The sequence below is a fragment of the bacterium (Candidatus Blackallbacteria) CG13_big_fil_rev_8_21_14_2_50_49_14 genome (assembly GCA_002783405.1).
GTDB lineage: Bacteria > Cyanobacteriota > Sericytochromatia > UBA7694 > UBA7694.
Genome location: PFGG01000078.1, coordinates 17,667 through 42,768, shown reverse-complemented (window position 1 = coordinate 42,768; position 25,102 = coordinate 17,667). Strand labels below are relative to the sequence as shown.

Annotated in this window: 23 protein-coding genes and 1 pseudogene; 13 read left to right on the top strand and 11 right to left on the bottom strand. The window is 50.8% G+C overall.

Annotated features, from left to right (window positions below; genetic code table 11):
• Positions 1 to 231: 231 nt before the first annotated feature.
• Positions 232 to 1,284: a hypothetical protein gene (locus tag COW20_22865; GenBank protein ID PIW44810.1), complete on the bottom strand. Its 1,053-nt coding sequence runs from the start codon at positions 1,282 to 1,284 to the stop codon at positions 232 to 234.
• A gap of 279 nt (positions 1,285 to 1,563) precedes the next feature.
• On the opposite strand from COW20_22865, the gene COW20_22860 reads away from it, so the two are divergent.
• Complete coding sequence (locus tag COW20_22860) at positions 1,564 to 2,493, top strand: hypothetical protein (protein ID PIW44809.1); 930 nt, start codon at positions 1,564 to 1,566, stop codon at positions 2,491 to 2,493.
• Here the strand turns inward: COW20_22860 and COW20_22855 are convergent.
• From COW20_22855 to COW20_22845, 3 genes are all read right to left on the bottom strand, one after another.
• On the bottom strand, positions 2,490 to 3,065 hold the full coding sequence (locus tag COW20_22855; GenBank protein PIW44808.1) for a hypothetical protein: 576 nt from the start codon (positions 3,063 to 3,065) through the stop codon (positions 2,490 to 2,492). The two genes, COW20_22860 and COW20_22855, sit on opposite strands and share 4 nt — an antisense overlap.
• A 210-nt stretch (positions 3,066 to 3,275) precedes the next feature.
• A complete protein-coding gene (locus COW20_22850) occupies positions 3,276 to 4,958 on the bottom strand; it encodes an amidase (protein ID PIW44807.1) in 1,683 nt (560 codons plus the stop codon).
• A gap of 8 nt (positions 4,959 to 4,966) precedes the next feature.
• The gene (locus COW20_22845) at positions 4,967 to 5,656 is read right to left on the bottom strand and encodes a hypothetical protein (protein ID PIW44806.1); all 690 of its coding nucleotides are present in this window, start codon (positions 5,654 to 5,656) and stop codon (positions 4,967 to 4,969) included.
• A 213-nt stretch (positions 5,657 to 5,869) separates the two neighbouring features.
• Between COW20_22845 and COW20_22840 the strand changes: the two genes are divergently transcribed.
• A complete protein-coding gene (locus COW20_22840; GenBank protein PIW44805.1) occupies positions 5,870 to 7,105 on the top strand; it encodes an RNA-splicing ligase RtcB in 1,236 nt (411 codons plus the stop codon).
• Positions 7,106 to 7,108: 3 nt separating this feature from the next.
• Here the strand turns inward: COW20_22840 and COW20_22835 are convergent, their stop codons facing one another.
• Positions 7,109 to 8,200 carry a hypothetical protein gene (locus tag COW20_22835; protein PIW44804.1) on the bottom strand — a complete coding sequence of 364 codons (1,092 nt, stop codon included), beginning with the start codon at positions 8,198 to 8,200 and terminating at the stop codon, positions 7,109 to 7,111.
• A gap of 197 nt (positions 8,201 to 8,397) precedes the next feature.
• Here COW20_22835 and COW20_22830 point away from each other — a divergent pair, with 197 nt between their 5' ends.
• The 5 genes from COW20_22830 to COW20_22810 all read left to right on the top strand — a co-directional run bounded on the left by COW20_22830 (position 8,398) and on the right by COW20_22810 (position 14,640).
• Positions 8,398 to 9,774 (top strand): hypothetical protein, encoded by a 1,377-nt coding sequence (locus COW20_22830; GenBank protein PIW44803.1) that lies wholly within the window; start codon positions 8,398 to 8,400, stop codon positions 9,772 to 9,774.
• A 123-nt stretch (positions 9,775 to 9,897) separates the two neighbouring features.
• The gene (locus COW20_22825) at positions 9,898 to 11,418 is read left to right on the top strand and encodes a hypothetical protein (protein ID PIW44802.1); all 1,521 of its coding nucleotides are present in this window, start codon (positions 9,898 to 9,900) and stop codon (positions 11,416 to 11,418) included.
• A gap of 30 nt (positions 11,419 to 11,448) precedes the next feature.
• Positions 11,449 to 11,853: a hypothetical protein gene (locus tag COW20_22820; GenBank protein PIW44801.1), complete on the top strand. Its 405-nt coding sequence runs from the start codon at positions 11,449 to 11,451 to the stop codon at positions 11,851 to 11,853.
• A gap of 154 nt (positions 11,854 to 12,007) precedes the next feature.
• The gene (locus COW20_22815; GenBank protein PIW44800.1) at positions 12,008 to 13,873 is read left to right on the top strand and encodes an oligoendopeptidase F; all 1,866 of its coding nucleotides are present in this window, start codon (positions 12,008 to 12,010) and stop codon (positions 13,871 to 13,873) included.
• Between the two features lie 53 nt (positions 13,874 to 13,926).
• A complete protein-coding gene (locus COW20_22810) occupies positions 13,927 to 14,640 on the top strand; it encodes a hypothetical protein (GenBank protein ID PIW44799.1) in 714 nt (237 codons plus the stop codon).
• Here COW20_22810 and COW20_22805 read toward each other — a convergent pair.
• Together COW20_22805 and COW20_22800 are read right to left on the bottom strand one after the other, a co-directional pair.
• Positions 14,637 to 15,329 carry a DNA/RNA nuclease SfsA gene (locus COW20_22805; GenBank protein ID PIW44798.1) on the bottom strand — a complete coding sequence of 231 codons (693 nt, stop codon included), beginning with the start codon at positions 15,327 to 15,329 and terminating at the stop codon, positions 14,637 to 14,639. The two genes, COW20_22810 and COW20_22805, sit on opposite strands and share 4 nt — an antisense overlap.
• Positions 15,329 to 15,565, bottom strand: coding sequence for a glutamate synthase (locus tag COW20_22800; GenBank protein ID PIW44797.1), 237 nt, complete (start codon positions 15,563 to 15,565; stop codon positions 15,329 to 15,331). Before COW20_22800 ends, COW20_22805 begins: the two co-directional genes overlap by 1 nt.
• A gap of 162 nt (positions 15,566 to 15,727) precedes the next feature.
• Between COW20_22800 and COW20_22795 the strand changes: the two genes are divergently transcribed.
• Complete coding sequence (locus tag COW20_22795) at positions 15,728 to 16,645, top strand: hypothetical protein (protein ID PIW44796.1); 918 nt, start codon at positions 15,728 to 15,730, stop codon at positions 16,643 to 16,645.
• On the opposite strand, the gene COW20_22790 is transcribed toward COW20_22795, so the two are convergent.
• Positions 16,582 to 17,319 (bottom strand): hypothetical protein, encoded by a 738-nt coding sequence (locus COW20_22790; protein ID PIW44795.1) that lies wholly within the window; start codon positions 17,317 to 17,319, stop codon positions 16,582 to 16,584. The two genes, COW20_22795 and COW20_22790, sit on opposite strands and share 64 nt — an antisense overlap.
• A gap of 11 nt (positions 17,320 to 17,330) precedes the next feature.
• Positions 17,331 to 17,636: a hypothetical protein gene (locus COW20_22785; GenBank protein ID PIW44794.1), complete on the bottom strand. Its 306-nt coding sequence runs from the start codon at positions 17,634 to 17,636 to the stop codon at positions 17,331 to 17,333.
• A 386-nt stretch (positions 17,637 to 18,022) separates the two neighbouring features.
• On the opposite strand from COW20_22785, the gene menE reads away from it, so the two are divergent.
• The 5 genes and pseudogenes from menE (at position 18,023) to COW20_22760 (ending at position 22,760) form a co-directional block, all read left to right on the top strand.
• Complete coding sequence (gene menE, locus COW20_22780; protein ID PIW44793.1) at positions 18,023 to 19,393, top strand: o-succinylbenzoate--CoA ligase; 1,371 nt, start codon at positions 18,023 to 18,025, stop codon at positions 19,391 to 19,393.
• Between the two features lie 191 nt (positions 19,394 to 19,584).
• Positions 19,585 to 20,520, top strand: a complete 936-nt coding sequence (locus COW20_22775; GenBank protein ID PIW44792.1) for a DNA methyltransferase — start codon at positions 19,585 to 19,587, stop codon at positions 20,518 to 20,520.
• Positions 20,521 to 20,785: 265 nt separating this feature from the next.
• A pseudogene (locus COW20_22770) lies at positions 20,786 to 20,944 on the top strand (transposase).
• 122 nt (positions 20,945 to 21,066) lie between these two features.
• Entirely contained in the window at positions 21,067 to 21,972 is a 906-nt protein-coding gene (locus COW20_22765; protein ID PIW44791.1) for a TIGR01777 family protein, read from the top strand.
• Positions 21,973 to 22,079: 107 nt separating this feature from the next.
• Complete coding sequence (locus COW20_22760; protein ID PIW44790.1) at positions 22,080 to 22,760, top strand: hypothetical protein; 681 nt, start codon at positions 22,080 to 22,082, stop codon at positions 22,758 to 22,760.
• Between the two features lie 68 nt (positions 22,761 to 22,828).
• Here COW20_22760 and hutH read toward each other — a convergent pair whose 3' ends face one another.
• Positions 22,829 to 24,358, bottom strand: coding sequence for a histidine ammonia-lyase (hutH, locus tag COW20_22755; GenBank protein PIW44789.1), 1,530 nt, complete (start codon positions 24,356 to 24,358; stop codon positions 22,829 to 22,831).
• A 73-nt stretch (positions 24,359 to 24,431) separates the two neighbouring features.
• Positions 24,432 to 25,100: a hypothetical protein gene (locus COW20_22750; GenBank protein ID PIW44788.1), complete on the bottom strand. Its 669-nt coding sequence runs from the start codon at positions 25,098 to 25,100 to the stop codon at positions 24,432 to 24,434.
• Positions 25,101 to 25,102: the final 2 nt, after the last annotated feature.

The window sequence follows — 25,102 nt, the reverse complement described above, 5'->3', positions numbered from 1 at the left end:
ATTGCGACCGGTGACTGGATTTTGATGTCCCGGCCTGTTCGGCTTGTGCGTGTATCACCTGCTATGGGGCTCATGAAACAGAGTCACGATGCATGCCGGCTGGGATCTCAGGGGACTCCCCCTGTACACACAGAATTCCATTTTATCCCTGTCATTGTAGCAACTCGGCGGTCAGCTAACAAGCAAACCGAAGCAGACAAGTGCAGATTTTAACGCAGATCAGCCCGTTTTTTAAACTCTGCGGCGATACAGCATGCGCACGCCGAGCCAACTTGTAATCGGCAAAGCCAGCGCAAACCCCATCAGCATAAAAAACAAAGAAACCAATTCGGCTAAAACGGGTTCCATTTGCATTAAACCAGGGGTTTCATTTTGGCCGTAGGTAGAGGTTAATACCTGGGCAATAAAGATCAGCAGATAGATGGAGCTTACCACTTCTACTGCTCCTCTGCTGGCCACCAGGGATTTTTTCAACAGTTCTGAAGGGTTGAGCGTGGGATCGTTGCGATAGTTTAAATGCACGGAATTGACGGTGGTGATCACCACATAGGCCAGACCGGCAGACATCTGCAGCAGAGCGCTGCCCGCCAGTAAGGCGCTGGGATCGACCAGGGAAAACCAACTGCCGATCCAGATCAGCACCAGCGTGGCTCCCAGGCTGAGGCTGGCTGCGCTCAGGGCGACGCTTAAACGGCGGGTTGCACCGAAGCTGAGCAGCCCGGCTGCGGTCAGGGTCACTGCCAAGGTGACCAGACTCAGCAAAAGCCAGGGCAGATGCAAGAGGTGGCAGACGAAAAAGCTGGCGACCATGCTGCCTGTGGTAAGCAGCGGTTTCAAGCCATACCAACGGGCAATTCCCAGCAGGATCAGAGCCGTGAGAACCATTGTCAGGGCGAGATGGTCGGAGCGTTGAACATCCACCAGGGTATAGTTCCGGCTGCCATCGACGAGCTGATCTTGAAAAAAGATGTATTTTTTGCCTTTGGCTGGCATGAGTTCCGTGGGGGTTTCAGGAGTATAGGCTTGCTCTACGATCACCGTTTCAGCCGGTTGGCCCTGTTTGCTTGGGAAACGAACCTTGAAACGGAATTTTTTTTCCTGGTGCCCAAAAGCCTCATCCACGATGGTTTTTTCGGAGAGGATTTCCTCTACCTGACCCGTGACATAATCCGGGCCATCAGTGGTTTTTGCTGCCTGGGTCTGCGCCGAAGACGGCGAACTGAAAAAAAGACAGAGGATCATCAAGGACCAGATCCAAACAGAGCGTAGATAAGCGAGCTTCAAGTGATTTCCTTTCCTGAACAAGGGCTACCGTGGAGGGAGGCTCCGCATTGTATTGTAACCGAGAGCAGGATCGGCGCAAAGAAAATCTTTTCGAAAAGTTAAGCTGAGGTTTAGGAGAATATTAACCCTATGATAAGAAAGCCGCTGTCTATTTTTGAGGATAAGTAAGCTAAGAACTTGGATGCTATTGATGAAGTGAAGCGTTTTTCTCAAATGAAAAGCATTTATTGCTTCGTTTAATTGCTTTTTATTTTTATTTTTTATTGTTAATTCAAAAATATGATTCAATTGGGTGGTTTTGTGGTCTATTCTGCTGCCGATTTTTCAAGAATGATGGACCCCCGTCTGCTTCAGCAGATGGCCCGGCGCAATGCGTTGCCCACACCCCTTGCCGCTCCGATTTCGGTGGCTCCTCCCCGTTTGAGTCTTGTCTCAGATCTGCTCAGGCAACAGGACCAGTTTCAGAGGGCTTTGCCACGTCAAACAACCTCTGTTGCTGTGCTTCGCCCTCTTTTTGGAACGAACCAGGCTGTTTCAGGCAATGCTTTGCTCAGTCAGAAACTTCAGCAGTCCGCACAGGCCGGTCTGGCGGAATGGCGCAAAGGGGTGCGTGAGACCGGTCGGAATACCAGTCCCCGGATCGACGCTTATGCCCGCAATGCGAAATTTGACCCGGGTTATGAATGGTGCGGGTTTTTTACAGCCTTTGCCCAAACCCAGGCGGGCTTTAAATACCCTGAACACTATGCTTCTTACCAAAAGGCCCGTGATTTTTTTATGTACCGCAGTTATACCAACCGCAGTGCCAGCATGAACCAGCAATTGGATCAATTGCGTGCTCAGCAGACCGCACAGGGCAGTACCCGTCAGTATTTTATGCTCGAGGAATCCCCCAATCGCCAATACGTGCGTGAACAGGGCAAAGTTTTCAGTCATTACAACCCGGATGCCCATACGTTTCGTTGGCAGAATCTGCCGGTTCAGGCCGGAGATGTTGCGCTTTTTCACCACGGGCATGTGGGCTTGGTCGTGAACTATAACCCGGCCACAGGCCAGTTGACCACCGTGGAAGGCAATACCTCGGGCAAGGGGCCCGATGGCAAACAATGGAGCCAGGCTGTGGTCATGAAAACCTATGATTTAACCCAAGCTTCAGACCGGGCCCGTTTCGATGGTTTTGGACGACCGGCCCTGGGGGATTTTAACTAGTCTGAAACGCTTTCTGTGGAGGGCTCCACAGCTTTCGCAGCGGCATCACGGGCCTTGCGAATCAGGTTTTCCAATTCGAGTTTTTCTTCACTCCAAATGGCCAGTTTTTCGCCGGTTTCCATCAGCAGCTGCCAGGTGGGGGTAAGGCTGATCTGGTACATCCAGAAACGAAAATCTTCACCGCCCTTTTGAATTTCTTTGATTTGGTTGAGCGGAATTTCTTTCTCACGCAGACGGTGGTGGGGAAAACGGGCAAAAAGCAGATCCAGGTTGCGTTTATAGCCCAGGGTCAGCCCCGTGCTGGAAAGTTTGAGTTTCAGGGGGAAATGCTGGTGCAGGCGGCGCAATGCGAAAATGCCCATGAAGTAGAAGGCTATCCCGGCACCCAGACCTGCAGACACCACGACCCGCTGTTGTGAGGCGTCTTTGACAAAGAAAAGATATTGCACGACCAGAATAATTGCCAGACCGATATACATGCGGTTGATCGCGGCATGGAGTTCGCGGGCCAGGGCTTCGTAGGAAATATCCAGTTCGAAAGGCAGGGTAAAAGCCGGCTGTTTCTTTTTCACGCAGGGCCTCCGCTTTTTACACGTTCATTGGCATTATAGCAGGTGTGACTCAGGGGCGCTGAGGCATTGTGACCTGCCGCTTGAATGCCGGGTGCCATGTTGACTCTACCTCTGCCTGTTTTTGAATTTCCTGAGTCTGCGATGGCCCCGATCAGGTCTTTTTGAAGCCTTTTTCTGTTGTCTCTCCTTGATTTTATGGCTCCCCAGACCCTATAAGACTCTGAAACTAGACCTCTCTTTTCCAGCGTGAGCATTCACTTTTCGGGGGGGAGTGACGATTTGCTCTAATGCCTCAGCGACGCGAATCAGCTCAAGATCGTGAAATCTTCGCCCCACGAGCTGAATACCGATAGGAGCGCCTTTTTTGTCGTGACCGATAGGCAGTGTTATGACAGGGCTTTCAGTCAGTGAAAATAAGGTCGTATAGGATTGTGTTGCCACGTAATAGGGGATGTTTTCAGCATTTACCTTCATCGGAGCATCATAGACTGAAAAGTTTCCAAAAGTTCGCGTTGACTTGAAATGAGGGAAGGCTGTGACTGAGGCGACAGGGACGATGAAAACATCATAGGGCTCTGTAAAGCGCTCTAAAATGTCAATACACTGATCTTGAATTTCCATTGCCTGCATGTATCCGGGCACAGAGATGGGGCCCACGATCTTCCTCTGCATCGGCGTATTTGCGACCGTTGCTTTTGTAAAAAAATCTCCAAGGCTGCGCATAAAATTGGATTGCTCATAACCCCCCTGTAATCCGACAAAGGCTCCCCAGGTTTCCCAGGCTTTTTCATAGGGGAAATCAGGGGGGCTACCTTTCTGAACCGATACGCCTGCGTTTGCCAATTGCTCGATATAAGTGGCCATCGCGTTTTGAATCTCAGTTTCGACCGGTATTCCCCCCAAGTTGTCGGCCCAGACCACTTTGAGTGGCCGCTGGGACAAAGGTGCCTTTTTTGTATCCTGGAGTGGTTTTACACGGTAGTCACCGGGCCCCGGCCCGGCAACAATCCTGAGTAGAAATTCTAAATCTGCCAGAGTGTGCGTAATCGGCCCTGCAACGGCCATTCGCCTGATTCCATTTAGTTCAGTGGGAAGCGGGGGGATATGCCCTCTCATGGAAACCAGTCCGTGACTTGGCCGCAGCCCGTAGACCCCGTTAAAGGCGGCTGGTAGCCTGATCGAACCCGCCAGGTCAGAACCAAACTCAAAGGGCGTCATTCTGAGCGCTACAGCGACAGAAGCACCGCCACTGCTTCCTCCTGCTGACCAGTCGGGATTCACACTGTTTCCTGTCACCCCAAAAATCGGGTTGGTGGTTTGCATGTCCATGGCCAGCGTGGGGGTATTTGTCTTTCCAAGCAGAATGGCCCCGGCGTCTAAGAGGCGCTGAACCACAACCGCATTTTCTTCGGGAATAAAATCTTTAAGTGGCGGGTATCCTGCGCTTGTGCGGACCCCTGCTGTTTGATAGGTATCCTTGATGGTGAATGGAACCCCGTGGAGGGGGCCCCATCTGATGCCTGAACGCAGCGCTTGATCTGCTTCCCGTGCCCGGGCCAGAGCCGACTCGGCATTTAAAGTCACGATTGCGTTATAAGCCGGATTGAGCGTTATAATCCGTTCAAGAAAAGAGACAACAACTTCCTCACTGCTCAGGGCGCCACTTTGAATTTCTGAGGCCAATTCTTGTGTGGATTTATTGATGATTTTTGAAGCTTCAGTTTGCCATGTGAGGGCTCTTGGTTCTTTGCTGATGGCAAATAGCATTTTTTTGAGTTCCATATTCAATTTTTCCATGCTGGGCTCGCCTCTTTTCTCCTGTGCTGCGTTGCGTGATGCGCAAGAACTGATCAGTATTGATAAACTCAGCATCAGGATCCAAACTCTGTTCATAATGAACTTCACGGAGCCTTTATAATGGATTGCTGAATCAGGCGAATGCCATTTTCAAGAAATTCAGTCCGGCTGATTTGATACTGGGCAAGCATGGAGTGCTCCAAAAGCAGACAGAATTGGATGAGTCCACTGGTTTGAGCCCATAAGGAGAGAGCGACGGAGAGAGGATCTCCCAGGTCTGAGCGAATCGAACCCTCTTTGATCCCACGCGATAGTTCGTCTGCAATCAAGACGTTAATCTGGTGACTCAGGTGATTGAGGCCCTGAAGTTCCGCTTTGAATTGCTGATCAAGCGCTGATTCTGTAGGGCTGTTTAGAGAAAGCCCTTCTCTGCTGAATCCTTGAAAATCCTGAATAGATTGATACTGTTCTGGATGTTGAAAAGCAAATTCTATATAGGTTCGCCCCAAGGCAGAAACCCCTTCCACCCCTGAGCCAGAAGCAGAGGCCTTCAGCGTTTCTTGGAAGGATTCATGCAAAAGGCTCAGTGCGTTAAATGCTGCGGAACAGAGAATGTGGTTGAGGTCTTTAAAATAGGTATAGATCAGGCTACGACTCAATCGAAGCGAATCAGCCACTTGCCCGATGGTTACATTCCTGACGCCATGGTTGTAGAAGAGTTCTTGGGCCGTCGCAAGGATCGCGCTTCGCCGCTCTTCTCTTTCTTCTTGTCTTCGCTGTTCTAATTTGTTCATAATTAAGATTATGCAATGTTTCTGACAATGTGTCAATATATGACATATTGTCAGAAACTTAAAAGATTTCGAAGTGGCTTCTCAATAAATCAGATCCGCTGATACGAGTATTTTCTGAGATAAAGCCCTTGATTTCTTTGCCTTTCGATTTGTATGATGGTCTGAAGCCGGGCAGTATTTTCTCCAGGGCCAGCGTATGGAGGTTGGTATACGATGCAAAAAAACTTTGTTTATTTAGAAAATCCCAACGGCAGCCCGGTCAAAGCCTGGGTCAAAGGCGTTCCTTTTGATCCGGGAACAGAACAGCAACTGCGCCAGGTGGCGAGTATGCCCTTTATTCACCACCATGTGGCAGCCATGCCCGATTGCCATTTGGGCAAAGGCAGTACGGTGGGCTGTGTTTTGCCGACCCGTGGCGCGATTATTCCGGCGGCGGTAGGGGTGGATATTGGCTGTGGTATGGTCGCTGTGCGCACCAGCCTCAAAGCCCATGAATTGCCTGATGATCTCAAGCCCCTGCGCGACTGGATCGAATCAGTCGTGCCTGTGGGCAGCAATGACTGGGGCCATTCCCCCTTTCAAAAAATGCAGGTCACCCGTTTCCGGCGGCGTGCCGAACGGGAATGGAAGCCCCTTGAAAAAGGCTATCTGGCACTTCTGGAGCAATATCCCAGGGTGGCGCCGCCTAAAAACCACCCTGTCCATCAGGTGGGCAGTCTGGGCGGTGGCAATCATTTTATTGAAATCTGTCTCGATGAAGCCGATCGGGTCTGGGTGATGTTGCACAGTGGCTCACGTGGGATTGGCAACCGCATTGGCAGTTTCTTTATTGAAGCGGCCCGCCATGAAATGGAGCGTCTGTTTATTCATTTGCCGGATCGTGATCTGGCCTATCTGGCAGAAGGTTCTGATCTTTTCGACGACTATGTACAAGCTGTGGAATGGGCGCAGCACTATGCCTACAGTAACCGTGAAGTCATGCTTGAAAACGTCTTGGCAGCACTTGAAGATTCCGGGCTCTTGCCCCCCTTTGAATCTGAAACTGAGGTGGTCAATTGTCACCACAACTATATTGCCCGAGAACACCATTTCAACGCCAATATCTGGGTCACCCGCAAAGGAGCCATTCGGGCCCGTGCCGGAGATTTGGGTATTATTCCCGGCAGCATGGGGGCGCGTTCGTTTATTGTGCGGGGCAAGGGCGAGCCTGAAAGTTTTGACAGTTGTAGCCATGGGGCAGGGCGCACCATGTCACGGGCCCAGGCCAAAAAGCGCTTCAGTCTCGAAGATCATCTCAAAGCAACCCAGGGGGTCGAGTGCCGCAAGGATTTGGGCGTGCTGGATGAAACCCCGGCAGCTTACAAGGATATTGATGCGGTGATGCAGGCTCAGAGCGATCTGGTTGAGATCGTGCATACGCTCAAACAGGTCGTCTGCGTCAAAGGCTAAAGTTTATTTCTGCTTGGTAAACCAGCGGGTCTTGCCGTCTTCATGAATGATGGCAAGACGCCGTTCGCGTTTGAGGTGGTTCAGAAACGAAACAATTGTAGATGAGAGCATATAAAAATTGGGAATGGTCTGTTCAATGCCAAAGGTTGCAAAAATCAGGGCCACCAGTTCTTCGCGTGTACGGGGCATTTGCAGATGCAGCAGAATCGCGTCTTCAATCATTTCGATCTGGCGCTTGTGAAAAAGCACCTCTGAATTGATGCTGAACTCCAGGGGTTTGCCGTGGGTGGGCACGAAATTGGAGTAGGCAGTGGCGAGCAGATAGTCCAGGGTTTTTTTGAAGGCTTCAACGCTTTCAAGATAGGGAATTGGTTTTTCTGCCAGTTCATCGAAGGTATACAGGGCGTCGCCGATAAAAAAGACATCATCGGGGGTGACGACCCCGCACATCCCCATCACGTGCCCTGACAGTTCGACAATCTGAAATTGTTTGCCTGTAGACATTGAAAAAGGTTTTTTGGGGTCGAGGGTTCCGTCTACCTGGCAGGGTTTGGGTTTGATAATGGAGCGCTTGTGTTCGCCTTCTAAAAATTCGACAACGGGTTCTGTACCCAAATCGTCTGATGCTAAGCTTTCTGTTTCGGGAGGGACTTCGGCCGAAGCCCCTTCTTCAGGGGGGGCTTCCTGTTTCTGATTTTCTGCCTTGAGTTGGGCCCTGCGCAATTGTTTTTCGGTTTCTTCGCGTTCTTTATCGACCACGGCCTGTACCATGGCCAAATAATTGGAGCGGGAAGGGTTTTCTAAAAAGGGGCGTTGGGTTGCTGTGGCGTAAATCTTACAGCCCATTCGCTTTTTTAAATAGGAGCTGCCCCCGCTGTTATCGGGGTGCGCATGGGTATTGAGAATTGCTTCAAGGCGAATGCCTTCGCTTTCGAGCAGTTCGGCGATCCAGTTTGCGTCTTCTTCAGTATAGCCGGAATCAATCAGGACGCCTTTTTTCTTGTGCACATAGAGCCCCAGATTGGAGTGCTCAAGTGCCATGAAGGATGTGGTTCCTTTGATGCGGCGAAATTTAGGCAGATGTTCTGTGTTCATTGTTTGTTTACCGTCCTCTCTTTATACCCTGATTAGAACCTGATTATCAAGCGCTATGATTTCTTGCTTGGGAAGGCCTTCATGATGCACTTTGTGCTTACCACGTATTCGGCTTCAGACAGGCAGCATAAATTGGGGAGCAAGCGGGTATAAACTAAAAAGAAGCCCAGAATAAAATCAGGACAGGATCTTTTGCCATGCAAGTCAATCCCGCCAGTCGTCAGGAATTTCTCAGTCAGGTCAATAGCACTATTTCTGATCGCCAGGTCACGCCTCAAGAAATGGAAAGCTTAAAAAAAACGCTGGCCGAGAGTCCGCTTTCTGCTGAAGATAAACAGGCTGTGGGCCAGTTGCTGGATAAATTGGGGGAGTTTACCCAAAAAGAAGGTGATTATTATTTGTCTGAACCTGAATTGAAATCGATTCAAACCATGGCTGAGCGCCTGAATTCTCCGGCTGCTTCGCGTTTCAGTGAAGAAATTGCCTCCCGCAATACCCCGGCTGCATCAGACAGTCCTGCCACGCCCGGAGTGAGCAGTGCCGAATCGACAGGCAAGGCAGGCAAAAGCCGCAACTTTTTTCAAGTGATTTGGGATGCGCTCAAAAGTGTCTTTAACTGGATTGCCGGCTTGTTTGGTGGGGGCGATAAAAACGACACCAAAAGCCATGCCCAGGCAGGTTTTGATCCGGCTTCAACCACACTGGGACCTGGCAATAACCCCCCACCCCTGAGCGATGATTATTATTCCGACTATGCCCGCCCGCAGGTTTCTGAGAGCAACCCTGATTTCGACAGCTATCTGGGCGATACCGCAGCCACGGAGGGCAGCACCTTGCCTCCGACCACAGCGATGGGCTCCGGGCGCATGTACCAACGTTCGCCCTACCATGACGCTACAAAATTCGTGCCCCGTTTTCCGATGGCAGCCTTTCACGAATCGGGGGTCTATCGCAAAGCCAATGATCCTTATGCGGTTGGGGCGATTTCGCGTCCACGCAAGAGCGACGATTTGGGCGGAAAAACCTACGGCACCTATCAGTTTGAATCTTCGGTCTATACCGATGGCTCCTCTCGTGACAATCGGGGCGGTGCGGGCAGTACGCTTTCCCGTTTTATGAATGACCCTGAAAATCCCTTTGGGTCACAACTGAAAGCCGCAGCGACGCAATATGGTTTGGCCAGTCCCCAGTTTGACGCGCTTTGGGCCCAGTTGTCGAATCAAAACAACAAAGAATTTGGGCAGGCCCAAGAGGCCTTTGCGCTCAAAGACAAGGGCCAGAATATTCAAAACTTTATGGACAAAGCGCAGCTCAGCCCTGAGGTGCGCTCAGACCCCCGCATTCAGGATTTGATTATGGGCACCACCAACCATGTTGGCAACCTGGCTGACAGTGCGGCTGAGCATATCGCCACACTGCAGCGTCAATTGGGCCGACCCATGACCGCCAACGAGGTGGGCAAGGCGATTGCTGAATTTAAAGAATCGAGAATTTCATCCTGGTTCCGCTCCTCACCCGGAGCCCAGGCAGGGATTGCCCAGCGTTTCCAGGATGAAGCTACTGCTTTTGCCTAAGCGGATGATTGCGTGCTCTGCGCCCTGAATGGGTTTTGCGCTGCAAAATAGAAGCATGTCAGTGCTTATTTTTGTCTATACTTATGAAGAGTAAGGTGCCCAGTAAATGGATAGGAAACGCGCATGCAAGTAAATTCAACCCGCCAGGATCTGCTTCAACAGGTGAATACGGCGATTTCTGATCGCAGGATTACGCCTCAGGAAATGCAGTCTTTGCAAGGGCTTTTGGCTTCAAGCAATTTGAATGCTGGTGACAAGCAGGCTGTTGGCCAGATTTTGAATAAATTAGGCGAATTCAGTCAAAGCGCAAGTGACCGTTTGCTTTCTGTTTCTGAAATCCAAACCATTCAAACCATGGCTGCACAATTGGATTCTCCTGCGGCAACGCAATTTACTCAGGAATTGGAAACTCAGGCTGCACAGCCCCCTCAGCGTTCTGCTCCACGGATTCATATGGTCAAAGCGCCTTCAGAGGGCGGAGAGACAGAAGCCAGTGCGCCGAAAAAACACCGTAACTTTTTTCAGATGATCTGGGATGCTTTAAAAAGTCTGTTTAACTGGATTGCCAGCCTATTTGGTGGGGGAGATAAAAACCATGTCAAAGGGCCTGGGCCCGCAGGTTCTGCTGCCAGTGCTGTTTCTTTTGACGAACAGCCCCCTGTTGCCGCGCCCCCTGAACTGGCATCTTTTGATGCTTCGCAGGATTATTCCGCCACTGAGTTTAAAGAGAGTGAATACCTGAACGAATACCGTCAGCCTGAGGTTCCGATTAATTTAGAGAGTTTTAACCAGTATCTGGCGGTACCTTCGCGCTTAACGCGTGAAGATGCAGGGGACACCACACCTCCTGGGGTAGATCCAGCCGATCCCAGTGCCGCCCCCACTGCAGCACCAGACAAGCCGACCTCTGCCCCCTCTTCTACACCTTCTGGCCCGATGTATCAGCGTTCTCGTTACCACGATGCTACAAAATTCGTGCCCCGTTTTCCAATGGCAGCCTTTCACGAATCAGGGGTCTATCGCAAAGAGGGAGATCCTTACGCTGTGGGTGCCATTTCAAAACCCAAAAAGAGTGATGATTTGGGAGGCAAAACCTACGGCACTTACCAATTTGAATCTTCAGTTTATCTGGATGGCAGCTCGCGTGGGAATCGCGGTGGCGCAGGCAGCACGCTTTCTGCTTTTATTAACGACCCCGCCAATCCTTTTGGCCCGCATTTAAAAGCTGCTGCCCAAAAATATGGCTTGGCAAGCAAACCCTTTGATGCGCTTTGGACCAAGTTTTCACGCGAATACAATCAGGAATTTGGCCAAGCCCAGGAAGCTTTTGTGCTCAAAGACAAGGGCGATAATGTGCAGCGTTTTATGGACAAAGCCCAGCTCAGCCCTGAAGTGCGCCAGGATTCACGCATTGTCGACCTGATCATGGGCACCACCAACCATGTGGGCGATTTGGCTGACAGTGCCGCCACCTATATTGCCAACCGTCAGCGCCAGTTGGGGCGGCCCATGACCGCCAATGAAGTGGGCAAAGCGATTGCTGAGTATAAAGAAACCAAGATTACTTCTTGGTTCCGCTCTTCTCCGGGAGCCCATGCCGGTATTGAAAATCGTTTTGAGGCTGAGGCCCGCGCGTTTAGTTAGGGTTTAATTTTAGTAAAGGATATTGCTTCAATGAAATTATTAAAAACAGTCGCTGTATTTGTTTTGGGACTCAGCTTTTTCTCCTTTGGTTTTTCAGCTCAAGCTGAGGAAATTGTGCAAACTTATCTGAAAATAGTCAAGTTGGAGAAGGGGCAAGAAAAATTGGTCTCTGCTCCAAAAATTGAATCTGAATTAAATCGAGAAGCCCAGTTATCCATTCACGCTTCTCAGGATTGTCCTGCTATTCTTGTTAAAATTCAAGTGAAGAAAAATGACAGTGGTTTTTATGATTTTTTGAGTGTATTTGAAGTGGATGGTAAAAAAGGGCAGTTTTTGATCTCGCATCTTGAAAAGATGGATACCCAGGCCAGCATGCTTTTGGAAACACAAAAGGGCACTTACCGAATTGGTGTTCAGTCACACCTCAAGAATTGATTTTTTTCCCTAAAGTTTGTTGTTTTTAAACCACTTTCTTCAGTCGTCTGAAGAAAGTGGTTTTGTGTTCTGGGCGGGGCAGAGGGGGAGATTCTCTCCGGCTTGAACAAAAATCAGGGATAATGGTGGAGAGATTATTTCAAGGAGCCCCTCTATGTCAGCCCATTCTTCCCCCGATTTGCAAACCCCTACCTGGGAAATGGAAAGTGAATATTCTGGCTTGGATGCCCTGCAATTGGCAGAAGAGCAGGATCAGATCCGCAAAGCTGTTCAGCAAATGGAAAGCCATGCTGAAGATTTTCGTGCGGCATTGAATCAAATGGAAGCTCTCTCAGAAGAAGCTCTCCAGGTGCTTGCTGAAAAAGCCTGGAAGATGATGGGGCTTGAGCATGAGGCGGAGCTTCTGCTCGATAACCAGCTCAGCTATGCCTATATGGTTTGGAGTACCAATGCCCGTGATCAAGATGCCAAAACCCTCTTGGAAAAACTCAAACGTCTGCGGGCCTGTTTAACCCAGGCTGGTCAACCTGTAGACCTGTTTTTATTGCATGCTCCCGATGCGGTCTTTGATTATTTTTTAAGTGGAGAAGCCGTGCAAAACAGCCAGTTTCTGCTGCGTTACCGCCGCCGTCTGAGCAAACGTTTGCTCAGCTTGCCCGAGGAAAACCTGATCACCTCACTCAGTCTCGATGGCCCCAATGCCTGGGGCAATCTTTATAGCAATATTACTGGTTCTGTCAGCTATGAAATTGAAAATGAGCAGGGCATCAAAGAGCAGGTGGGAATTGCCCGACTGCAGTCCCTTTTGGGTGAAAACAGTGAGCCCATGCGCAAAAAAGCCTATCAGGGTCTGGAAACGGTTTTTAGCCAGCATGAGGAAAGCTGTGCCGCCATTCTGAATGCCCTGGCCGGTTGGCGCCTGGAAACCTGCAAACGCCGCTCGCATACAGAACCTGTCAGCTTTTTGGATGAACCCCTGCACCACAACCGTATTTCCCGTCAGACCCTCGATACCATGATGCAGGTGGTTAAAGAGCATCGGGCCTTTGGGCAAAAGTCCTTTCATTTGATGGCAAGCTTGATCGACAAGCCCCGCCTGGACCCCTGGGACGTCAATGCTTCTGCGCCGCCCTTCGGCCATGCCCGTCGCCATATTCGTTTCCCTGAGGCGATTGATTTGATTGAAGAAGCTTTTGGCAAGGTGAATCCTGAAATGGGAGCTTTTGTGCGCATGATGGCGGATAAATGCTGGATTGATGCCGCTCCGGCCTCTAATAAAACCCCAGGAGCTTATTGCTCGGGTTTTCCCCGTTCGCGCAATCCCCGCGTTTTTATGACCTATCTGGGCAGCTATGTGGATTTGATTGTTTTGGCCCATGAATTGGGCCATGCCTTTCACTCTTGGGTGATGCGTGAAATGCCGATTGAGCAGACCCATTACCCCATGACCCTGGCGGAAACTGCCAGCACCTTTGGCGAAACGGTGGTGCGTGATTTTCTGATTCAGCGTTGCCAGACCCCGCAGGAAAAACTTGAAATTCTCTGGCAGGAAATCAGTTCCATTCCCCGTTTTACTTTGAATATTCCCACCCGCTATGAATTTGAAAAGCGTTTTTATGAGCAGCGTGCTGAACGCAGTTTTTCACCCCAGAATTTCAGTGAGCTGATGAGCACGGTTTGGCAGGAATGGCATGGGGATAGCACCTCTGCTGCAGATGCGATGTTTTGGGCCACCAAACTGCATTTTTATATCGTTGAACCCAGTTTTTATAATTTTCCCTATACCTTTGGCTATCTCTTTTCACAGGGAATTTATGCTGAAAAAGAAGCTCGCGGGGCTGATTTCTACCCCTTTTATGTTGAGCTTCTGCGCGATACCGGTCGCATGACGGCAGAAGAACTGGTGCAAAAGCATTTTGGGCTGGATTTGCGTGAGCCTGAGTTTTGGCTGCGTTGTATGCGTCCGCTGGAGCGCAATCTCACGACCTTTGATCAGGCAGTGAAGGCTTGGCTTGATTAAGTTCTACGTCTTGCCCTTTGGCAAAAAGCTGTGTCAAAGGGCAAACTGACTAAATGCTTCATACATTAAAAATTTGGATTGACTTGGCCCACCGCTGGCTCGGGTTGCTGGTACTGCTGCAGGTGCTCTTTTGGAGTGCCGGGGGGCTTGTGATTTATTTTCTTGATTTTTCAGATCTTTACCGTGAACCTCCGGCTCAGGCTCTGAATTTGGGAACCTCTGCCCTGAGTTTTCAGGCCCTTGAACAGAAACTCAGGCAAGCCGGTGTTTCGCAGAAGCTCACGGGCTTTAAGTTGGTACAACGAGGAGGAAGTACTTGGTTTCAGGTGCAGCCCCAAGGAGGAACCTCTCTCTTGCTGACTCCTCAGGGAGATAAGATCAGTCCTTTGCAGGCCGGGCAGATCGCTGATTTTGCCAAAGGCTACTATACCGGCCAGGGAAGCCTGCAAACAGTTGAAAAACTGGCTTCTTTGCGTGGCAATTATTATTCGGATGCTCCGCTCTGGCGGGTACGCTTTGCTGATTCAGTGGGCACAGAAATCTATCTTGAGCCTCAGACGGGCGAGCTTTTGGCCCGGCGCAAGGCGATTTGGGGATTGTATAACTGGATGTGGGAATTACACCTTACCAAGTACACGCCTTGGCCTGCTTTTAACAAGGCTTTGCTGGCGTTTTTGGCAGTGCTGAATATGATGGTGGCTTTAACAGGATTGTTTAAGTTTTTTCGCTGGGGGCGCAAACGGATGCCTCCCGTTCAGATTGTCTAAAAGGGAAGGGCTGCTCCCAAACCCAACCCAAGCGGGCTGACCTCTACCCCATAGACCAGAACCTCGAGACCTGCCAGACGGGCTTTTTGCAAGCCCTCAGCATAGGTCGGATCAATTTCATGTGCAGCACGAAAACTGTATCCGTCGCTGCGCTGAACTGCAAAAAGCAGCACCGCCCGTGCGCCTTGGGCCTGCATGGCCAGCAGTTCGTTTAGGTGTTTGAGTCCCCTTGAGGTAACGGCGTCTGGAAAGGCATAGTCTTTTTCCAGCAAAAGACTGACGTGTTTGATTTCAAGATAGCAATCGGGCAAGCCAGGCTGGGTCAATAAAAAATCGACCCGGCTGTTTTCGCCATAGCGTACTTCAGGCTTGACGCTGTGATAAGCCACCAGTTCCGCGATTTGTTTCTGCTGCAGCGCTTCGGCGATCAGGGCGTTGGTGCGCAGGGTATTCACACCAATCCAACAGCTGCCGTTGTACAGCATTTCAAGGGTATAGGCCAATTTGCGCTTGGGGCTGGGGTTGTGGCTCAGGCAGACAGGCCATCCTGGTTCCTGGCAGGAGCGCATGCTGCCAGGATTGGGGCAATGGGCGGTAATGATTTCACCCGTTTCAAGCTCTACGTCTGCCAAAAATCGTTTATAGCGTTTGACAAGCGTGCCTTTTACCAGCGGTGGCTCAAAATGCATCAGAGCTTGCGGTGGCTGCCATCGCAGAAAGGCTTGTTCTCGGAATGTTTGCAGCCGCACCATGCCACTTTTTTGGCTTCTTCAATTTCGGTTTTGAGCGGACGAAAGCCACTGCCAGCATGAGAACCATCACAATAGGGTTGATTCTTTGATTTACCGCAGGCACACCAGAAATAAATACCAGGCTCTACCTCCAAAACATAGGGGGATTTCTGTGGAATTTCAGGCTGGCTCATGCAGGGCTCCTTGTGTCTGTCATCTAAGATCTTCTTTTTCATTATAACAGTTGATGCAGGTGATATTTCCACGCTGAGGCTGGTATTCAGGGGCTTCCTCTGGCCGAAACCCGCTGCCAGGCGTTAAACTTGGGCATTGACCTTTTCCTGCAGGAGCTTGCGATGACCGTTCAGATTGCCACTTTTTACCGTTTTTTCTCGTTTCCGGATTACCAAGCGTGGCAACCCCGTCTGATTGCGTTCTGTCGGGCCCAGGCGCTGAAAGGTACGATTCTGCTGGCTGCAGAAGGACTCAATGCAACCTTGGCAGGCTCTCGCGAAGAGCTGGAAACCCTTTTGGCCTATCTGGGAGAAGATTCTCGGCTACTGGATCTTGAGCCCAAATGGTCAGAAGCCGCAAACATGCCTTTTCAGCGTCTTAAGGTGAGGCTGAAAAAAGAAATCGTCAGTCTGGGAGTGCCGGTGGATCCGGTGCGCAAGGTGGGTGCGTATGTGTCGCCCGAAAATTGGAATGCCCTGATCTCGGATCCAGAAGTGCTCTTACTGGATACCCGCAATCACTATGAAGTTCGGATTGGTACCTTTGCAGGCGCAGTTGATCCCCATACTGACAGTTTTCGCGAGTTTCCAGACTATGTGCGCAAAAACCTTGACCCACAAACCCATCGCAAGGTCGCCATGTTCTGCACAGGCGGCATTCGCTGTGAAAAGGCAACTTCCTATCTGCTTGAACAGGGGTTTGATCAGGTTTACCACCTCGAAGGCGGCATTCTCAAATATCTAGAAACCGTGCCTGCTGAAGAAAGCCGTTGGCAGGGGGAGTGTTTTGTCTTTGATCAACGCGTTGCTGTTGAACAGGGAGTCTCTGAGGGCCACTATGTGATGTGTCTGGCCTGTGGCGAGCCTGTCAGCCAATCAGATTTGGCTTCACCTGATTTTGAAGCGGGTGTCGCCTGTCCTGCCTGTGTGGCCACGCACAGCGCAGAGCAGAAAGCAAGGGCGCGCGAAAAACAACGTCAGAAAGTCTTGGCTGAGGCTGCTGCGAAAAAGCGGGCTTCCAGCGTTTCATCCCAGACCTGAAACCCCAGCTGCCATTGCTGGGTAAAAGCCTGGGTCAGTGTATCGATCAGATCTTGGGCGCATAGCTGGGGGTTGATTTCAGCGAGTGAGATCTGCTCTCTCAGTCCTTTTTCTGGAAAGAGCGACAGCCACAGGCTCGGGTCGGGGGCGATAAGTGGCAAACTGCTCTGTTGCAGAAAGGCGCGGCGGTTGCGCATTTGAGCTGAACCCACCAGCTTTTTACCCTGAATTTCAAGATCTGCAGGCGTTAAGCTGCCAAAGCAGGAGACTTGGCGTCGATAGGGATCTTCTGTGCTGGGAAAGACAGCGTTAATCTCCAACCGCTGCAGTGCTGCGATGACAGCCTGGGCAATCAGATGGTAGCTTTCGAGCAGGTTTTTTCCCAAAAATCCTTGGCTTGAGCTGACTATGCTCCAGCACAGATCCTGTCCGTGCAGAATGGCTTGGCCTCCAGTGGGGCGGCGTACCGTGGGGCACTTTAAGGCCTGAGCTTGGGCCTCAAGTTCTGGGGCGTTCTGAAAGCGTCCCAGTGAAACAGTGGCTTCTGACCATTGAAAAAAACGCAAAACCCCTTCGGCAGGCAAGGCTTCAAAATTTTGATAGAGCAGGCGATCGCGCTGCATATTCAGATCTCCGCTCAGGGGGGGATCGATGATCAAGAGCCAATTAGGCATGCCAAAGGGGCTTACATATCTCTGAAATGGTCAGGGCGATATTCGATTATTTCAATTACGGTGGGCAGTTCACAGAGGGTTTTACTTTGCACCTCAATGGCGCGGATACTCATTTGCAAACCTTCGTGAAGAATCTGGCTACTGGGAGTGATCACCTCATAATAACGGTGTTGATCATCCATAAAGACCCAACAGGTTTCTCCCAGGTGTTGGATCTTGGTCATTTTGCCATGCAATTGCATGGCTCTATCGCCCCCACAGCTCATCAGAGCCAGGGTGCCGACCAGAATCGCCAGACTGCGTTGAAACTTTTTCATGATGGCTATTATACTAGGCAAGCGGCTGGAGCGCCAAATATTTTTCTGAATAAAAGGGGTTTATGAAGCAGATCTTTTTAGCAGGACAGGGAGTACTCGGTTTTATCCTGATTTTGTTTTGTTTGAAATGGCTTTGGGGGGCTTGGCATTTTTTTGATGGCCGGAGCCCTTGTGTATTTGCCGAAGAAACAGGCCTCTTCAGATTTTAAATCGCAGAGAGGCTCTCTGATCCAGGCTTTGATTCCGGTTGTTTTGTTGGCGGGTTTGTGGAGTTTTAACTTTGATGAATTGAATATTGAGCCATTTTGGGCTTGTTTGTGGTTGTATGGAGGGCAGGCGCTGGTTCTAAGTGGTGGGCCTGGATTTTGGCAAGGAAGGTATAAAAGATGAAGAAAACAGGTCTGTATCTGGGAAATGCAGAGATTCAAATGCGTTTGCCGGGTCTGCGTCAGTGCTTGAAGGCTGAAGGGATTCAATCCGGTCAACGGGTTGCATTGCTGGGGCCTCCCAGCCCTTTTTATGGGCTCTTGTTTTGGGGGCTTTGGTCGCTGGGGGCCATCACTTGTCCTCTGAATCCAGCTTTTCCTGCCATTTTACGCCAAGGTTTGAGCGCAGACTGTGACAGGGTGATTTCTGTCCAACCCGAGGGATTGAGTCTTGAGCGCTGGCTGGACTGGAATGCATTGGCTGAGTCTGTTTCTGATTCTTCTGAGGGCCTCTCTGCCTTGCCTTGGCAGACCTTGAATCCGGAACAGCCGATCTGTCAGATTCTTACTTCGGGCAGTAGCGGTGCCCCCAAGGCAGCACTGCACAGTTGGGGCAATTATCGCTCCAGTGCCGAAGGCTCTGCGCACGTCTTTCCTCTGGGGGTTGAGGACCGCTGGTTAGTGGCGCTTCCGCTCTTTCATGTGGGAGGACTGGCGATTCTGGTGCGTACGGCATTGGCTGGTGCGACTGCAGTTTTTCCTGAGCCAGGACAGTCTCTGGCAGAGGCTTTGCAAAGTTTGAAACCGACACATCTCTCCCTGGTGCCCACACAGCTGTATCGCCTGTTGGATCAGCCACTGGCCCATGAGAGCTTGCGTGCCTGTCGGGCGATTCTCTTGGGCGGCAGTGCCATTCCCTCCGCTCTGATTCAGCGTGGAGTGGACTTGGGCCTGAAATTATATACCAGCTATGGTTCAACTGAAATGAGTTCGCAAATTTGCACCACTGCAGCCGGGGCTTCTTTTGAGGAATTGCAGACTTCTGGCAGGCTGTTGCCGGGCAGGGAGTTAAGCTTTTCTCCCCAGGGGGAATTGTTGGTGCGGGGTTTAACCCGTTTTCTCGGCTATTGGAAAGAGGGAGATTTGGAGCAACCCTTTGACACAGAGGGCTGGTTTGCAACTGGAGATCTGGGGGAATTTACCTCTGAGGGTTGGCTGCGTGTGCTGGGGCGCAAAGATCACCGTTTTATTTCTGGAGGTGAAAATATTCAACCCGAAGTCATTGAACGGGTATTGCTGACCTATGAAGGGGTTTATCAAGCCCTTGTGGTACCTCTTGCTGACCCTGAGTTTGGACAGCGGCCTGTGGCCATTTTAGAGGCTGATCCTTGGCCTGAACGGTGGGCTCTGCGTAATTTTCTGAAGCAGTTTTTGCCCGGTTTTATGCTACCCGACCATTTTTTGCCCTGGCCTCAGGTGGCGGAGAGGGGATTGAAACCCAATCGTCAAAATTTTCAGGCCTATGCGCAAAAAATTTTAGCTCAGGGTTGAGTTTAAGTGACTCGATCTGGAAGCTTGATCTGATCAGGGTTTGAGATCTTTGAGCGGGCTGATCATGGCGTGAACTGTGACGAATGGTCCATTTTTCTTCCAACATCTGACACAGACGTTGATCGGGGGGACGGGTAAATTGAAAAGAACAAACTACCCTCACCCTTTAGAAAGCGGAACGATTAACAGCCATGAGTCGTGTTCAAAACCTTGCCGTACTTCGGCGGGAACCCCTCTCAGATACCCAGCATCCCAAACCCTTTCTCAAGTGGGCAGGGGGCAAACGTCAGTTGGTCCCAGTCCTGCGCGAGCATTTACCCCCAGCCTTCAAGGGCTATTATGAGCCTTTTGTCGGAGCCGGTGCCCTGCTTTTTGAATTACAGCCCCGTCAGGCCGTGATCAATGATCTTAACCATGATTTGATTACCTGCTACCGTGTGCTCAAAAAGAATCCCCAGGCTTTGATTGAAAAACTGCGCGAGCACCGCAACGAAAAAGATCATTTCTATGAAACCCGTGCGCTGGATCGCCACCCTGAGTTTTCTCAATTTTGTGAAATTCAGCGCGCGGCCCGCATGATCTACCTGAATAAAACCTGTTTCAATGGCCTCTTTCGGGTCAATCGCAAAGGGCATTTTAACGCGCCCTTTGGCAATTATCGCAACCCAAATATTGTCAATGAAGAGGGCCTGATGGCGGTTCATCGGTATATCAGCCGCAGCGCACTGCAGGTTTTCAATACTGATTTTGAAGAAGCCGTTCAAACCGCACGTCGGGGCGACTTTATCTATTTTGATCCCCCCTATGATCCGGTTTCTGAAACCGCTTCTTTTACCGGTTATCAATCGGGGGGCTTTGGGCGCTTGGAACAGTACCGCCTGATGTGCGTGGTGACTGAGCTGACCCGCCGGGGTTGCCGGGTGATGCTCAGCAATTCGGCCACTGAATATATCCGCTCACTGTATAAGGATTTTAAAATTGTACGCGTGGCAGCCCATCGCATGATCAATTCTGTGGGCAGTCGGCGCGGCAAAATTGACGAATTCCTGATCACCAATTATGATCCCGAAACCGGCGCACTGTTGGGCCAAAAAGCCCGGCGCAGTTATTCGAATCTGATTCTTTGACTTTGCTTGATTTGAGCTTTGGGCAACCCTTGATTTTCAGGGGCTGCCCAAATTTTTTTACCGGAGATGCCGTAAAGCCCCTTCCTTATCTATGCTGTCCTGATCTGTAGCGTTCACTCGCGTTCACGAACAGCTCAAGGCTAGGTGGGGGAGTTCTGCCCGTATGGGTATATAAGGCATACCCAGCGTAGCTGGGTCATAAAACCATTCAGCCACCATTATTTTATACTGTACTATTTGGCGTAACATGTTGTATAATATCCTTATGTTGGTGTATGAATTCAAACTCAAAGGCAAGCCTCATCAATACCAAGCGATAGATGAGGCGATTCGTGTTGTGCAGTTCATTAGAAACAAAGCTGTACGGCATTGGATGGATAATCGAGGCTCAGGCAAGAATGACCTCTACTTCCGTTTAGCCCGCTAAGTGCCTGCGCTCTGCCTCTGATCTATGCTAAGCTGGAGCGGATGTTTACCTACAGGCATGCCGTTATCCGGCAAGATTTAAGCATCCATGCTGATTATGCCCGTCAAGGAGTCCGCCCTATGAAAATCCTCGTCAGTGGAGCCAGTGGCCTGATTGGTTCAGCCCTGATTCCTAACCTGACAGCTGGGGGACATGAGGTTTTACGCCTGGTGCGCCGCCGCAGTGAAAATCCCAGCACGGTTTACTGGAACCCTGTCAAGGGTGAAATCGACCAAGAAGCTTTGGAAGGTCTCGATGCCGTGATTCATTTGGCGGGTGAGAGCATTGCCGACGGACGTTGGAGTGAGGCCAAAAAGCAAAGCATTTTAAAAAGCCGTGTAGAAGGCACCCTTTTGGTGGCCGAGGCTCTGGCCCGTTTGAAAAAGCCCCCGGAATGTATGATCAGTGCTTCTGCGATCGGTTATTATGGCGACAGGGGCGAAGAAGAATTGTGCGAAGACAGTCCACCCGGTGATGATTTTCTTGCTGAGGTCTGTCAAAAATGGGAAGACTCCTGTGAGCCCGCCCGCCAGGCAGGGATTCGGGTGGTCAATCCCCGGATTGGCATTGTCCTTAGCTGCAAGGGGGGAGCACTTGAAAAAATGCTCATGCCCTTTCAACTTGGTTTGGGGGGCGTTTTGGGCAATGGACATCAATACCTCAGTTGGGTTGCGATTGACGATGTCTTGGCTGCGTTTCTGCATATCCTGGCAACTCCCAGTATCCAGGGGCCGATTAATCTGGTGGCCCCAGAGCCCCTGACCAATTCTGAATTTACACGCACCCTGGGGAAAATTCTTTTGCGCCCCACGATTTTGCCTGTGCCGGCTTTTTCATTGCGGGCTTTGATGGGGGAAATGGCAGATTCACTTTTGCTTTCCAGTGCTTTTGTCAGTTCTGAAGCGTTGATGAATACAGGTTTTCGTTTTCAATATCCAGATATTGTCTCTGCTTTGCGCCATGTCTTAGGGGCCAAACGCAAGTAGGTTATCTAAAGTTTAATTTTTGACAGATCTTCATTTAAGACTGACAAGTTCTTCTTCCCTACACGCCACAATTAACTTATCTCAAGCGTGTAGAAGAGGTTGATTGTATGCAGGTTCGTTTTCTCAAACTAAATTTTGCACTTCTGCTTTTGTCTGTAAGTTTGACTGCCTGTGGAAGATCGACCTCGCCTGTTCAAACTGTGGCCAATACCTATACAGGGCTTCCGCAAACAGCGACAGGTCAAACAGCTAACCGATCTACCTATGCAACGATGCAGCCCGCGAATACCAGTGCCCAGCCAATTCAAGGGGGGCGTGCTGTCGCTACGGCCAATGGCTATGCCTACCAGGCCGATCCTGCCAGTACCCAGGCAAACCCCTATGCGGGCATGAACTTTCCCAGCGGCAGTTATGGCTCCAACTATGGCATGAATAGCAGTACTCCAACCTATACAGGGGCCACAGGCACTGCTGGCTATGGTTCTGCCTATGGTACTGGGGCCGCTTACGGAACAAGCTATGCGACCGCTCCCAATGCAGCAGCCTATGGCACCGGCACCTATGGAGCTGGTACGGCCTACGGAACAGGCTATGCGACCGCTCCCAATACCACAGCAAGCTATGGCACCGGCACCTATGGAGCTGGTACGGCCTATGGAACAGGCTATGCGACTGCTCCCAATACCACAGCAAGCTATGGCTCCTATGCTGCTCCCAATCGGGCGCAAGGCTCAGGCTATATTCAATACAACGTGGCCCAGGCGCAGCAAAACCAGGCCAAACGTTAAACAAGATTTTCTTTAATTCTCTACGCTATCGGGCGGGATTTGATTCCCGCCTTTTTTCTTGCCTGAATTCAAGCTTTCAGCCAGTCTTCCAATCCCTTCAACAGACTGCCCTCAGCGAGCAGTTTGCTGGCTTTTTCGAGATCTGGGGCCAGATAACGATCGGCTTCGAGCATGGGAATTTGGGTTCTGACCTGGGCCAAGACCTGCGCGGCAATCGGTGAGGGTTGGATGGGGGCGCGCAGATCAAGCGCCTGACAGGCGCAGAGCAGCTCGATGGCCAGCACCTGACGGGTTTGCTCTAAAATTTGTAAGGCTTTGCGGGCTGCGATCGTGCCCATGCTAACATGGTCTTCCTGGCTGGCTGAGGTGGGAATCGAATCCACAGAGGCTGGGTGGGCCAATACCTTATTTTCAGAAACCAAGGAGGCTGCTGTATATTGGGCAATCATAAACCCAGAATGCAGGCCTTCGCGCGGGGTTAAAAAGGCGGGAAGGCCCTGATTGAGTTGGGGGTTGACCAGGCGCTCAATCCGGCGTTCAGAAATATTGGCGAGTTCGGCCAGGGCGATTGCGGCAAAGTCCATCACCAGGGCGATGGGTTGGCCATGGAAATGCCCGCAGCTGATAATTTCGTTGCTTTCAGGCAGAATCAAGGGATTGTCAGTCACCGAATTGATTTCTCGCTCCACGACCTGGCGGATATGGTTCCAACTGTCACGGCTGGCACCATGCACCTGGGGAGCGCAGCGAAATGAATAGGCATCTTGTACACGGTCGCAATCGGCGTGAGAGTTGACGATATCACTGTTTTGCATGGCTTTCCAGATCCGTTCGGCGCTCAATAATTGGCCTGGGTGGGGGCGCAGTTGGTGCAATTCCTTGCGAAAGGCTTGAAAAGACCCCAAAGCCCCTTGAATACTCAGTGCTGCAATCAGATCGGCCTGATCGAGCAGCTTTTCCATGCCAGAAACCACTGCGCAGGCCACCGCTGACATGGGCTGCGTGCCATTGATCAGGGCCAGGCCTTCCTTGGCTTCGAGTACCAGCGGCTCAATGCCTGCTTCTGCCAGGGCCTGAGCTGCCGGCCAGAGGGTTCCTCTGAATTCGACCTGACCTTCGCCCAGCAGCGCCAAAACCAGATGTGAAAGGGGGGCTAAATCGCCACTGGCTCCTACCGAACCCTGACTGGGTACTTGGGGGTGAATGCCGACATTGAGGCAGGCCAAGAGGGTTTCTACAACAATGGGGCGTACGCCTGAATGCCCTTGTATCAAAGTATTGGCCCGCAGCAACATCATGGCCCTGACCTGTTCCCGAGCGAAGGGTTGACCCACACCACAGGCGTGGCTGAGAATCAGATTGCGTTGCAGGCTGCGGATATCTTCAGCTGGTATTTGGGTATTTTTTAAATAGCCAAAGCCGGTATTCACGCCATAGACGATCTCTCCTGAAGAAAGGGCGTTTTCAACCACCGCACGGGCTTTTTCAAGGGGTTCCTTTACGCTGGCTGCCAGAGTCACCTTGCGGCCGGTCTGGGCGACTTCCTGTACAGCCTGAAGGGTCAGGCTGTGTCCATCAATGGTCAAAGCAGTTTTCATGGGGGTCTCCATCGGCATTAAATACAGAATTTGTGTGCCCAGAAAAGCTGATAGCGGTTTCGATCAGGTGTTTTTAACCGTACCAGGTTTGGGTTTGGTATTTGGGATCATTGTTTTGTTTTTGCTCATCGGCTGCCAGCCAACTGTAACGGGCTGGAAACATGCAAACTTCCAGAACCAGACTGACCACATTTGCATACTCCTGAATTTGAACCAATTTAATCGCCTGGGTGCGTTTTTTTTGGAGCTGAGCGAGATCATTCAGAACTTCTTGCAATCTTTGTTTTAGTTGCGCGATTTTTTGCTGACGTTTAGAGCCACCAAAGATGCCTTCAAACATACCTCTTTTGGTTTCGGTTTGAGAAATTTCGTTGCGCAGGCGTTGCTCTTCCTGTTCCAGTTCCTGGATTTGTTTTTCCATTTTCTGACGCCAGCTGTTGATATTTGGGTATTTCGAGCGTTGAAGATCGCCGCCTGCTTCATGGAAGAGTTTGTTCAGACCAAAGAGCATGGTACGGGCCAGGTGCAAGCCAGGCAAGTGGCGAGGCTCATTCTCAAATACGTTGATCAGGTTAAAAATAGCGGCTTCCGTATCGCGGATGCTTAAATCACGCAGTGCCGCATTATACGACTGTTGCGTAGAGACCAGCTGGGTTTTGCGTTCTTTGACATAACGCTTGTATTGCTGGGGGGTTAGGTAGTGCTCAAGCACCTTGATGAGCGAAACACGTAAAGCACTCATCT

What these genes read in the sequence shown, in the direction of transcription:
- COW20_22765 (PIW44791.1), top strand. Translation starts at nt 21,067, where the DNA reads ATGAAAATCCTCGTCAGTGGAGCCAGTGGCCTGATTGGTTCAGCCCTG.
- COW20_22795 (PIW44796.1), top strand. Translation starts at nt 15,728, where the DNA reads ATGACCGTTCAGATTGCCACTTTTTACCGTTTTTTCTCGTTTCCGGAT.
- COW20_22800 (PIW44797.1), bottom strand. Translation starts at nt 15,565, where the DNA reads ATGAGCCAGCCTGAAATTCCACAGAAATCCCCCTATGTTTTGGAGGTA.
- COW20_22775 (PIW44792.1), top strand. Translation starts at nt 19,585, where the DNA reads ATGAGTCGTGTTCAAAACCTTGCCGTACTTCGGCGGGAACCCCTCTCA.
- COW20_22805 (PIW44798.1), bottom strand. Translation starts at nt 15,329, where the DNA reads ATGCATTTTGAGCCACCGCTGGTAAAAGGCACGCTTGTCAAACGCTAT.
- COW20_22815 (PIW44800.1), top strand. Translation starts at nt 12,008, where the DNA reads ATGTCAGCCCATTCTTCCCCCGATTTGCAAACCCCTACCTGGGAAATG.
- COW20_22790 (PIW44795.1), bottom strand. Translation starts at nt 17,319, where the DNA reads ATGCCTAATTGGCTCTTGATCATCGATCCCCCCCTGAGCGGAGATCTG.
- COW20_22750 (PIW44788.1), bottom strand. Translation starts at nt 25,100, where the DNA reads ATGAGTGCTTTACGTGTTTCGCTCATCAAGGTGCTTGAGCACTACCTA.
- COW20_22845 (PIW44806.1), bottom strand. Translation starts at nt 5,656, where the DNA reads ATGAACAAATTAGAACAGCGAAGACAAGAAGAAAGAGAAGAGCGGCGA.
- hutH (PIW44789.1), bottom strand. Translation starts at nt 24,358, where the DNA reads ATGAAAACTGCTTTGACCATTGATGGACACAGCCTGACCCTTCAGGCT.
- COW20_22835 (PIW44804.1), bottom strand. Translation starts at nt 8,200, where the DNA reads ATGAACACAGAACATCTGCCTAAATTTCGCCGCATCAAAGGAACCACA.
- COW20_22850 (PIW44807.1), bottom strand. Translation starts at nt 4,958, where the DNA reads ATGAACAGAGTTTGGATCCTGATGCTGAGTTTATCAATACTGATCAGT.
- COW20_22820 (PIW44801.1), top strand. Translation starts at nt 11,449, where the DNA reads ATGAAATTATTAAAAACAGTCGCTGTATTTGTTTTGGGACTCAGCTTT.
- COW20_22840 (PIW44805.1), top strand. Translation starts at nt 5,870, where the DNA reads ATGCAAAAAAACTTTGTTTATTTAGAAAATCCCAACGGCAGCCCGGTC.
- COW20_22860 (PIW44809.1), top strand. Translation starts at nt 1,564, where the DNA reads ATGATTCAATTGGGTGGTTTTGTGGTCTATTCTGCTGCCGATTTTTCA.
- COW20_22785 (PIW44794.1), bottom strand. Translation starts at nt 17,636, where the DNA reads ATGAAAAAGTTTCAACGCAGTCTGGCGATTCTGGTCGGCACCCTGGCT.
- menE (PIW44793.1), top strand. Translation starts at nt 18,023, where the DNA reads ATGAAGAAAACAGGTCTGTATCTGGGAAATGCAGAGATTCAAATGCGT.
- COW20_22810 (PIW44799.1), top strand. Translation starts at nt 13,927, where the DNA reads ATGCTTCATACATTAAAAATTTGGATTGACTTGGCCCACCGCTGGCTC.
- COW20_22830 (PIW44803.1), top strand. Translation starts at nt 8,398, where the DNA reads ATGCAAGTCAATCCCGCCAGTCGTCAGGAATTTCTCAGTCAGGTCAAT.
- COW20_22760 (PIW44790.1), top strand. Translation starts at nt 22,080, where the DNA reads ATGCAGGTTCGTTTTCTCAAACTAAATTTTGCACTTCTGCTTTTGTCT.
- COW20_22825 (PIW44802.1), top strand. Translation starts at nt 9,898, where the DNA reads ATGCAAGTAAATTCAACCCGCCAGGATCTGCTTCAACAGGTGAATACG.